Origin of the sequence: Streptomyces thermocarboxydus (assembly GCF_024760485.1) — a bacterium.
GTDB classification, from domain to species: domain Bacteria; phylum Actinomycetota; class Actinomycetes; order Streptomycetales; family Streptomycetaceae; genus Streptomyces; species Streptomyces cellulosae.
Genome location: NZ_CP058273.1, coordinates 7,151,661 through 7,163,890 on the forward strand (window position 1 = coordinate 7,151,661; position 12,230 = coordinate 7,163,890).

1 pseudogene (only partly in view) is annotated in these 12,230 nt (G+C 75.2%); it reads left to right on the forward strand.

Annotated features, from left to right (window positions below):
- Positions 1-12,230, forward strand: a pseudogene (locus AY578_RS32720) (lonely Cys domain-containing protein); it runs 21,320 nt beyond the window's last position.

Consider the following 12,230-nt stretch of genomic DNA (forward strand, 5'->3'; position numbering starts at 1 on the left):
ATGAGCATCATGCCGTCGCCCGAGGTCAACGCGATGATCTTCATCCTCACGGGAGAGAGGCTCATCGACGCGGACGAGGACCTCGCCTACGAGAGCCGCGGGCCCTACGCCCGGCTGGGCCGCAAGATCGACCAGATGTCCGCGCTGATCCAGAAGTCGGTGCACGACATCGGCCAGGTCATGCCGGACGACCTGTCGAAGGCGTACGCCGCAGCGATGGGCACCCTCACCGACGACGGCGGCAGGAACTACCTGCGGGAGTTCTCCGAACAGCTGGACAAGATCGCCGAGGGCCGGCGCAAGACCTCCATGGACATCATGGAGTCCAAGTGGCAGGTGATCGCCGAGGTCATCCGGCTGCTCATCGAGATCGCCATCTACCTGGCGATGTCGTTCTTCACGGGCGGCACGTCGGCCAGTCAGATCATGCTGGCCAAGATGCGCAGCCGGTTCTTCATCCTCTCCACGCTCAGCCATCTGCTTCAGCGGCTGCACATCGCGCCCTCGCTGACCGAGGCGTTCTCCGAGGCGTTCACCACGTTCGCGGTGCGGCTCGCGATGATGAACTTCGCCCCCGACGGCCGCCGTCCCGACGGCTTCGACTGGAGCCAGATCCTCAAGGACGGTGCGTTCGGCGCCGCCGCCGGCGCGCTCACCAGCATCTTCGCCGAGTACGCCCGCAAGATCGTCAAGAGCTACGACGACACCTTCCTGAAGAACGGGACCGACCTCGACTTCAAGCCGCCGCCGAAGGTGAGGAACGACCTCGACCTCGACGCCGGCAACCACACGACGAACTCCAAGCCGGACCCGGACACCAAGTTCGACACCACTCCGGACAACCGTCCCGACCCGGTCACGAACAACCCCGGTCTCACGTACAACCCGCCGACCGGCTTCCGGGACCTGTTCTCCTTCCGGAACAACTTCCGCAACAACCCCGACCTGTGGCGGAACAACCAGATCCTGCGCAACAACGCCGACCGGCCGGGCGCGATCGCCGGGCACTACGGCATCAAGGGCACGGCCGACTTCCTCGCCGCCGGCTCCGGCGAGGCGCTCGCCGAGATCCTCGTCAAGGGCGCGTTCGACGGCGACTGGTCCACGAGTTGGTCCACCTTCGTCGGCGCAGGCATCAGCAGCCAGGTCGAGGCCACACTCACGGACGGCGCCAAGAACGGAAGCGCCGAACTGCGCAACATCCTCGAAGGGTTCCGAGACACGCCGCCCACCGTCTCCGGCGGCGACGTCGCCTCCTCGGGGACAGGTGGCTCCGAAAGGCCGTCCCGCACCGGTGGCGGCGCCGGCCGTACCGACGGCCCCTCACACCCGGACACCACGGGCGGCACCGGCACCACGCCCGTAACGTCGTCGTCGGACAGCGGAGTCGAGGTACCGCCGCCGTACTCCGTGACGGATCCGCCGCCGTACACGTCGCCCGCCCCGCCGCCGTACTCCCCGGGCACGCTGCCCGTGACCGCGACGGAGAACGCCCAGTGGCAGCAGGTCCACCGCGGCAACGCGGACATCCGTGAGCAGGCTCTCCGCGACCTCACCACCCTGCGTGGCGCGCAGCCTCCCGGCGCCACGGAGATCGGCGTCCGCGACGCCCTGCACGGCAACCTGTCCGGGGCCCCGGAGATCCGCGTGGTCCCCGTGGGGAGCGGCCCCGCCACGGAGGTCGACGCGGACGGCGTGCGCCGGGCCCTGGAGGGCTTCGGGACACCGGTGACGGTGACGCCGCCGCTCACCGTCACCGACGGCTCGGTGCCGGTGGGGGAGGGGAGCGGCTTTGGTCCGGGCACCGGCCTGGGGGCCGGCATGAGTGCGGGCGTCGGCGCGGGCGCCGGGGAGGGGGCGACTGCGGGAAACACGGGCAAGGGCACAGGGGCCGCTCCCGGTACGGCGTCCGGCACAGGTGCGGGGCCGAGTGCGGCTCCGGGGGCGGTGTCTGGCGTGGGTGCGGCTCCCGGTGCGGCGTCCGGCACTGGTGCGGGGCCGAGTGCGGCTTCGGGGGCGGTGTCTGGCATGGGTGTGGGGCCGAGTGCGGCTCCGGGGGCGGCGTCCGGCACAGGTGCGGGGTCGAGTGCGGCTCCCGGTGCGGCTTCCGGCACCGGAGCGGGCCCCAGCGCCGCCCCCGGTGTGGCGACCGGCGGTACGAGTGCCGGGCCAGGAGCGGGTGTCGGGAGCGGCGCGGGCACCGGTAACCGGGGCGCCGTGACCTCCGACGGCGGCGCCCCCGCGGCGGAGCAGGACCCGCGTACCGTCGACGTACCGGGGCAGGACGCCCCTGTCTCGGCGACGGTGACGACGACGGACGGTGTGCCAGGGGCCCGGGACGTGTCGCCCGGAGACACCGCCCCCGCGCCGCCGGAGGGCGAAGCGACCGGCCCCGTCACCGTCGACGGCGATGCCTCGCCGCTCACGGTCGTCGTGTCCGAGGGGCCGCCGCCGGCAGCGGGTTCGCCCGAGGCGGCCGCGCTCCTCGACGGGGCCGGCGCCGACCGCGCCGTGGTCCTCGGTCCGCCGACCGCGCCGGACAGCACCGGACGCCCGAATCGCGCCGCCGTCGAGCTGACCCGCGAGACACCTGACGGCCCGGTCCAGGCACGCCCGCTCACCGGCCCTGCCCCCGTCACCGCGGGCGCCCCGGACCCGGGGACCGATTTCCCCGGCGCCGACGTGCTGCTGCCGCTCGCCGACGCCCTCGGTCCGGCCCCGGACGTGCGGCCCGTTGTCACCGAGAGCGCCCCGTCCGTGGACACGGGTCCCGAGCCCTCAGCGGACGCGGACCCGTCCGGGAAGACACCGGTAGCGCCGGTCAAGCCCATGTCGCCGACGGGCGCCGGAGCCGTCCCGAACCCCGACGCGAGTGTCCCCCCGGACGGCGCGGTCAAGTTCGATTCGGCGTCGCGCCCCTGGAGCGAGCCCGCCACCGTGCTGCACGTGGAGTCGGCTGGCGGCGGCGGTACCTCGCCCGTCGTCACCCCGCCGCCCGGCTCCCAGGTCGTGGTACGCCCTGCGGCGGGGAACCCACGGCCGGTCGGCGAGCCGGCCCTCGCCACTCTGGACGGGCGTTCCGTCCCGCTCGAACAGGTGCGGCGTCTCGTTCCGGACACGGCGGTGCGGCCCGAACCGGGCCGTACCGTACGGACGCTGACCATCTCCCAGGACCCGGCCGAAGACGGCACGCCCCGCGACGCCGGACGCCGGGCGCTGCTCGGACAGGACTCGTACCGAGGCGTACGCACGGAATCCGGCCCCGCCGTCCCGAACACGACGAACACGACGGGCACCGCCGACGCGGCGGTCACGGCGCCGTCAGCCCCCCGTGCCGTGTTCACCGGTCCGACGACCGCGCTCCCCGGCGCCGGCACCGAGCAGGGCGCCGACTACTTCGTGGGGCACGGCACCCCGCGTGCCGTCACCCTCGGCACCCACGACGCCTCCCGGCCCACCGTGAAGGTGAGTGGCGTCCAGCTCGGTGAGGCGCTCAAGGCGTGGGCGGCCGACGGCGACCGGCAACGGCTGCTGGTGCTGTACTCCTGCGAGACCGGGCGCCAGCCGAGGATCGCGGGCCTCCCGGTCGCCCAGCACGTGGCCAACCGGACCGGGCGCCCGGTGTACGCGCCCACCAGTGCGGTCGGTACAGCCCGCGACAAGGACGGCAACGTCCGCGCGGTGCTCGTCGACAACGGGGACGGGCCGGGGCGGTGGCGGCTGTTCACCCCTGAACCCGGCGGTGCCGACCTGGACCAGCTTGCGCGCGACGCCGGTCTGCACGCGGGCCCCGGCCCGGCGGACCCGTTCGCCCGCGCCCGCACGCTCCAGCAGATCCGCACGCTGCGCGACGCGCTCGGACCGGACGCCGAGAAGCAGCCCGGCAACCGGGAGCTGCTGGCAGGCCTCGCGCACGTGGACGGCCTGCGCTGGCAGGGCACGGACAGCGCGGCGCGTTACGGCGACGGCCGCATGACCCCCGACCTGCTCCGCCGTATGGTCACCGACTGGCACGGCGCCGGAGGCGGTGCGGTGGACGGGCGCACCGCCGTCGACCCGTCCACCGGACCCACGCCTGAGCAGTACACGGCCTTCCTGCGGGCGGCGGCCGCCGCCCGGGCCGACCAGGGGCCCGGCACCACACTCGACGACCTGGTCCCTCCGCCGCCGCCCACGTTGCCGCCGACCGCGCTCGTCTCCCAGGACGACGTGCGCGGACTCGACTACGCCCAGTCGGCCCAGGTCGCCTGGGGGCTGTCGGACGACCCGCTGCCCCTGTCCGAGCTGGGCCTCGGCCCCGAGGACACCGCCGAACTCGCCCGCCGCAGGCCCGACCTGTCGCCCGCGCCGAGCCGGCCGGAGAGTCTTGCCGCGGACCTGACCGCGTTCGGCCCGGTGACCCCCGCCCCCGAGCGGGGGAGCCTCCTCCGGGCAGGCGGACTCACCTTCCGCCGGATCGCCGCCCCGCCCGACGGCAACTGCTTCTTCCGGTCGGTCCTCGACAGCGCGCGTTCCAGGGAGGTCCCGCCCGCCTGGGCCGCGGGGAACGCCGGCGGGCTGCGCGCGCGGGTGCGGGACCGTGTCACCCACACCGAACTCGGCGACATCGCCGACGCCCTCGTGCCGGACCCCGTCCACTCCGTCGTCAACGACCTGCGGCTTCGTGCTCTGGCCGGGGAGAGTGACGCGGGCGCGCAGCGCCGGATCGCCGAGGAGTGGGACCGGATCGCGCGGGAGGTCGTCACCGACGGCGACACGGGCCGGTGGCGGGAGATCGTCGCCGACAGCGACTACCCGGGGCTCGCCGAGGTGGCGCCCACCCCCGCCGACGCGCGGCGGCTCGGCGGGCGGGGACTGCTGGCCGCCACCGCCGCGCGGGTGGACCTGTGGCCGTCCCCCTTCGCCGACCTCATCCCGGAGGCGCTGGCGCACACGCTCGACCTCGACCTGCGGATCGTGCAGCCCGACCCGCGGACACCAGGCGCGCTGACCACGATCGCACTGCACGCGGGCGGCACGGGCGACCCCCTGCACGTGGCGTACAACGGGACCGACCACTTCGACGCCCTGGTCCCCGACACGGACCCGTCCCGTGCCACGACCCCGGAGTCCGCTCCGGAACCGGTATCCGCGTCGGCCCCGCAGCCCGCCCCGGACGGGTCGGACCCGTACGGGGACTGGCTGCGCGAGATGGCCGGGATCACGGACACCGCCCCCGAAACGGCCGATGAGGGCGACCGGACGCCGCTGGAGACACAGCTCGACCGGTATCGTCCGCCCCGGCTGCTGACCGGCCCGGACGCCCGTCGGCCGGGCCCGGCGCCTCGCACGGTCACCTTCGAGGACGGAAGCAGGCTGCCCGCCGCGCTGATCAGGCCGGGAGCCGACCCGGGCGACACCGACGCGGACGGGACACCGCCGGGCGCCGAGCCCACCGGGCTGTTCGCCGGGACCGGCGTCCTCACCCTGCGCGCGCCCGAACTCGCGGCGCGACAGATCCTCGACGGGCTGCCGGACCGGCTGCGGGCGAGGTTCGACGAGGAGGAGCTGCTGCGGCTGCTGACCGACCAGCCCTCCGCGTTCACCGCCCCGCGCGGCGCCCGCCTCGTGGGCCGGGAGAAGTCCGGGGTCGGCCTGGAGATGACGGTGGAGGCCGTTCCGTACCACCGCTGGGTGCGCCTCTCCGACACGGGCGGCGGCACGGTCAAGGCGGACACGGCGCGGCGCGGGCAGAGCGGCACGGGCGGTGGGCGCACGGTGGGCTTCGGACGCCGGATCGCGGGTGCCCTGAGCATGGGCCCGCCGCTGGACTGGCTGCTGAAGATCGGCGCCTCGCTGGGCTGGGCCCGCCGCACCGACTACAACCAGGGCACCACGGCGTACCAGCAGGCCGAGCACCGCGCCCACGAGGGCTCCCACCTGCACCTGGACGACGTCCACTACCGGGTACGGGTCCACCGCGTCACCGAGGCGCCCCGCGCCGCCGCCCCGGCCATCACCGGCGGGACGCCCGGTACGAGGGACACGACCGGTATCGCGCCGGGCCCCCGCTGGACGCGACAGCTGGTGCACACCGCCGAGTTCGGCATGCGTGACGGGCTGAGCTGGCGGCTGCCGGACGACCTGACCGTGCCCTACGAGGGGCCGCGCCGGGCACCCCGCACCCTGACCTTCCCGGAGGGGGAGCACCCGCGGCTGCTCGACTCCACGGGCCTGTACCTGACGGACCCGGCGGAGGACGTGGCGCTGGCCCTCTCCGGCGCGCGGCCCGGCAGTTCGGCCCACCGCACCCTCGTGTCGTACACCCGTCCCGGGCGGCTGCTCGGCCTGTTCGGACGGCTGACCGGGCCGGTCAGCGGCCCCGGACTCACCCGGGGACGCGGTCAACGTCCGCTGGGACACCTGGTCGTGGAGCGCTCGGTGCCCCACCGCGCCGACCTGGTCACCGAGTCGACCAAGGTCGAGGTGCGCGACCTCACCCAGACCACGTACTCCAACCAGCGCGGGCACGTTCGGGAGACCCGGTTCGGGCTTCAGATCACCTCCGGGCCGAACCACCAGTTCGCCGGGCCGGTCACCGACGTGCGGGTGCAGGGCGGGCCGGTGGTCCGTACGGACCTCGCCGCCGGGCGCGGCCACTACCTGGGCACCGACGCGGCCCGCAAGGTGACCGGCCGGCTCCGCAACCAGCCGATGGCGCTGTACCGGGTCGAGCGCACCCTGATGGTCCGGGGCGCCGGCGAACCGAGGTCCGCGGCGCGGCCGGTGCGGGTGGTCAGCCTGGACTGGATGTCCACCCAGGACGCCCGCAGGCTTGCCGGATGGGACAGCCGCACGCCGGGGCGTACGGGCCCGAACCCGGACGTCGAACCCCCGGTGCCGTGGTACCTCAAGAAGGAGGACCCGGTCCATCTCGGAGGCCAGGTCCGCGCGGAGGGCTTCCGGCCCGAGAACCAGACCGGGAACGTGCCCGGGGCCACCGGCACCGGGACCGCTCCCGTCATCGGCCCGCAGACGGCGCCGGCGCAGAGCGGCACCCCGAAGCCCCCGCGCGACCCCCTGCAGACGTTCGCGGACACGGTCCTGGACACCCTGCACGCCTCCTACCCTTCGCTGTTCCTCCCGCCCGCGATGCGGAACCACCCGCGGCTGGCGCGGCTCTGGTACGGCGACGAGCGGCTGCGGACGGCGTGGTTCAACGAACGGCAGGTGAGCGAGGCCCTGAACCGGCCCACCCTCGCCCAGGCGCTGGACGACCTGACCACCACCGGCGTCCCGGTCACGCTCGTCGAGGACGGCAAGGTCAGGCGCGGGCACCACACGCTGACCCTGCGGGCCCGGCTGACCGACCGCCGGTTCGAGACCACCCTGAACGAGCGGACGCTGCGCAACGCGGTGATCGGCAACGAGGTCTCGGGCCAGGGCCAGCAGCAGTCCAGCACCTACTCCGCCGGTGTCGAGGTGGGCGTCTCGCCCCGTGATCACGACAAGGTGGGCGACACCGGACTGCCGCGCCAGATCGGCAACCTCACGGTCGGCGGACGCTACGCCCACACCCGTCAGGAGGCCACCCGCAACACGGTCACCGTCGCCCACGACCACCTGACGGCCCAGAGCGGCATCGACCTCTACAGCTACCGGGTGGAGCTCAGGGCCGACTTCGAGGGGCACCGTCGTCCGCGCGGCTGGCCCCGCCTGCTGACGGCCGGACTGCTCGGCGCGGGCGTCTTCGTCAGCACGGTCGCGGAACGCCCGCTGTTCCGCCGCGGCACCGAGACCGTGGGACGGGTCGAACTGGCCGTCCCCGCCGCTCACGGCTCCGACCGCTACGCACCGACGGACCTGCCCGCCGCGACGTTCACGGACCCGTCCGCCGCCCCAGCGACATCGACGGCGACGACCTCCACCCCCACGACCTCCACCCCCACGGCCCCCGCCTCGAGGCGGTTGTCCGCCCTCGTTGCCGAGCAACTGCTGGACGGCACCGGCCCGGTGTCCACGACCGACGCGAAGAGTCAGTCGCTCGTCGAACGGCTGCTCGGCTCCCCGCACGTGGTGCTCAGCACCCAGGGCGGCCCGCAACGCCAGCAGCTCGTGCAGGAGACGGCGGACCGTGCCTCCGGCGACTCCTGGCACACCAGCGCCCCCGGCACCCCGGTCCGCACCGCGCTGCGCCGCGCGGTGGCCGACCTCAGCGTGGCCGGGCAACTCGGCCAGTACCTCGGCCCGTTCGGCACCCGCGTCACCGGACTCCACGGCGCCGGCCCGTTCCGTACGCACTACCTGAAGGCCGCCGTTCGAGGCGAGCTGGAGAACGTACGGGTCATGAGCGACCCCAAGCCCGCCTCCTTGGAGAACACGGTCGCCACCGACCACAAGGTCACCGGCAGTTCGAGCACCACCTCGCGCACCACGCTCGGTCTCCAGGGCAGCGACTCGCCGCTGCAGCAGGCCTCCGGCACCCAGCCGGTGTCCGGCGCCTACGGCAGCGCCCTCCAGTACGCGTGGGGCAGGGGCCGCGCCCTCGCGCAGTCCGTCACCCGTGGACGCAGCACGACCATGACGTACGCCGGGCGCATGTACCTGGTGGTCGCCGACGCCGCCGAGACCGTCGCCGTCCGGGACCGCTGGACGGCCGCGATGGGCACCATCGGCACCCGGGCCGGACAGCGGATCGGGTCCGCCGCCGGGCGGCTGTCCGGCCGCGCCGGGCAGGCCCTGTCCCCGCGCCGGGCCGCCGCCGCGTTCCACCGCGTCCGGGACGCCGTCATGTTCCACCTGCCGATGCAGGACGCCATCGAGACCGGCCTGGCTCCGGACGGCCTCGGCACCGGCACCCCGCGCAACCTCGGCAGCGGCTACCGGGTGCCGGGCTTCCTGCGCGGCCGGCGCTTCCCGACCCACCCCAGCGGCCGGCTCGACGCGAGCAGCGCGGCCCAGCAGCTCCTGCCGCGCCTGGAGAAGGCCGGGGTGCCCTCGCACGACCGCGAACAGGTCCTCCAACGGCTCTCGCCCGACTTCCTCCTCGCCCACCTGCACGAGCTGACCACCGACGGGATGACCCTGCCGGTCCGCCACCGCACCTGGTCGAGCCCTCACCACCTGCCGGTCGGCGGCAGCCCGGCACAGGTCCGGTTCAAGCTGACGCCGGCCGGCACCACCGTGAAGCGGCTGCGCACCGGGTACGAGGTGGACGACTACCGGACCATCGCCCGCGACTCCGCGGCCGGCGTCACCCAGGACCGCGGCGGCGACCTCACCCTCAGCGTCGGCCAGCGCACGCCGGGAAGCGACATCCTCGCCGCCAACCCGTCCCTCCAGGGAACGGCGACCGGACAGCGGGCCGGCACCCGCACCGACACCCTCGGCAGCACCGCGATGCCCGACATCGCCACCACGCAGGCGCACGCGGAGGTCGTCACCGGCTACATCCTGACCGTCACCATGACCGACGCCGCCGGTGACCCGCTGGCGCCGCGTGCCGTCGCACACGTCGGCACGCTCCACGAACTCGTCTCGGCCGGACTGCTCACGCCGTCCGGCACCGGCGACGACGGCACGCTCACCGAGCAGGACGTCAGCGAACCCGAGCGCGCGGTACGCATGCTGACGGCCGAACAGGCGCGTCGACAAGCCGTCGCCGCCTGGCGCGCGGACGGCGACGACATCCTGCCGTTCGACGACCGCACCGGCTCCGGGATGCTCGCCGTCGACATCCGCGGCGCGGCCAACGTCGGGAACGCGCTCACCCTCGCCACCGCCCGCGCGGACGGCCTGGGCGACGGCGACCTCGGCAGGCGGCACACCGGCGACCCGCTGACCGCGCACGTGCGCATCGCCCGCCACACCCCGCTCACCGCCCTCGGCACGGCGCCCGCGCAAGCGCAGCAGGAAGCCACCTCCCAGGGCGGCCTCACCGCCGGGTTCCGGGAGGCACTCTGCGCGGACGGCTCCGTGCTGCCCACCCAGTCCTCCGCGCGTCTGTTCGGCCAGTCCCACACCGTCGAGTCCCGTCTCTACGCCAAGATGCACCGGCGCGGCGCCCGCCTGCTCGCCGTCGAGAGCGCGCCCCGCATGGAGGGCATGCAGCGGCACAAGACCTCCCAAGCGACGGAAGCCGGGATCACCGACAACTCCGAGGGCGCCCTCGGCACCGCGCCGCTCGTCGCCACCGGCGGCGCCGGCCTGACCAACCCCGGCGTCACCGGCCCGGTCGGCGGCGCCGGTGACGGCATCGCACACAAGGGCGCCGAGGACGTCACCCTCGGCACCCACGTCAAGTACGGCATCGACCGCAGCATGCTCTTCGCGCTGCCGGTGAGCTGGCTGGCGGTCTCCGAGGCGGACCACCGGATCACCGACAGCCGGCCCCTGCGCACCCTCGGCAAGGCGAAGCGCGGCCCGCGCGCCGCCGAGGCCGAGACCACCGCACTGGTCTGGCTGCGCGAGGAACAGGCCCGCGACTACGGCCTCCTGGACGACTCCTCCTTCCCCGAAGAGGCCGCCGCCGCCTGGGACGACATGGCCAAGGCCGCCGCCGACCTCGCCGTGGCCGAGAAGGGGTACTACGACGCCCGTGCCCGGACCCGCGAAGCGTGGCTCTCGCTCGCCCCCGAAGAGCGCGCCGCGCTCGGCGACGGCGACCCCGGCCTGACATCGGCGCTGACGACCGTGCTGCCGCGGGACCTCGCCGAGTCCCCGGCCGTCCTCGCCTGGCAGGCCGCCCGTGACGACGCGCACCTGTGGGAGGGACGGGTGGACGCCGCCGCCGCCGACCACCACCGGCTGCACCTCGCCGCGTCCCGGCTCACCGCCCACCACCAGGGTTCGGCCGCCGTGCCGGTGCGGGATGTGCCGCAGGAGTACACGGAGCCCGAGTGGCGTTCCGACGCCCCGGCCCCGTACACCGTCACCGAGCCCGACGGCACCGGCGTCCGCACCCTCACCTCTCCGGACGGCGCCGTCGTGCGGACGGTCCACGCAGTACCGCATGACGGCGCGTCGTTCTTCCACGCGCTGATCGCCGCGGCCGGGGAGCGCGGCCGGCTGGCCCGGCTGCTCGGAGCCGACCTCGCCGACCGGTTCACCGCCGCACCGGGCGACCCCGAGGTCACCGCCGACGCCGTCCACACCGCCCGCGACCGCCTCGCCCGGGAGCTGGGCCGGCCGGACAACAGGGACCTGCTCGACTCCCTCGCCCCGGACACCGCCGACACCTTCACACCGGAGGAGCTGGACGGCGCGGGCATCACGCTGTCCCGGGAGCAGCAGGCCGAGTTCGACGCCCTCGGCCGCCTGCCGGAGACGTTCTGGCCGACGCCGGCGCAGCGGGCGGCGCTGGCCTCCCTCGCCCTCGCCCGCCCGTTCGCCACCGAGCCGCTTCCCGCCGACGCCGCGCGGCCCGACGGACACCCCGGCGCCGCCCGCGCGCCGCGCCGGGGACCACGGCGGCGCCGACCTGCTGCCCGCGCTGGCCGCACGGCTCCTCGGCACCTCGCTGACCGTGGTCACCGGCGAGGGCCGCGAACAGCGCTTCCTCCCGTACCGTGACGACCGGGACGGCGCCGCCCGCGACGGGTCGGCCACCGTCGACCCCGCAGCCGACCCGGTGCTCTTCGCCGCCGACGGCCACTTCCACGCCGCCCTGTCCGCACACGCCCCCGCCCCGTCCACCACCGCGCTGCCGGCACCGACACCCGAGGGCTCCGGCACGTCCGGCGAGACCTCGGCCGCGAGCGGCAAGCCGTCCCAGCCGGCCGCGCACCGCAGCCACACCACCGCCCCCTGGCTCCCGCCCGCCGACGGCGACGTCCCGCGCTACCGCCTCGCCCGCGACGGCGTCCTCGCCGCGCCCGACGGTGCCACCTACACGCAGGGAACGCCCACCGGCCGCGGCAACGGCTTCTTCGGCGCCCTGTCCACCGCGCTGCGACATGCCGCCGCCCGACCGAACCTGGACAGCCGGGAGGCCGGCCGGCTGCGGTCGCGCGCCGACGCGTCGCCTGCCCGGCTCATGAGGCTGAACGGCCTGCCGGGCACCTCGGCCGAGCGGACCGCGCTCTTCTCGCCGCCGCCCCTGGCGCGGCGCCGGGGCGCCCCCGAACCGAGCGCGGAGGCGAAGGAAGGACACCTGCGCCGTCACCTCGCCGAGGCCCCCTGGACCACCACCGGGGCCGACCTGGCGGTCGCCCGCTGGGCCGCCGCCGCGACCGGCACCACCGTCACCCTCG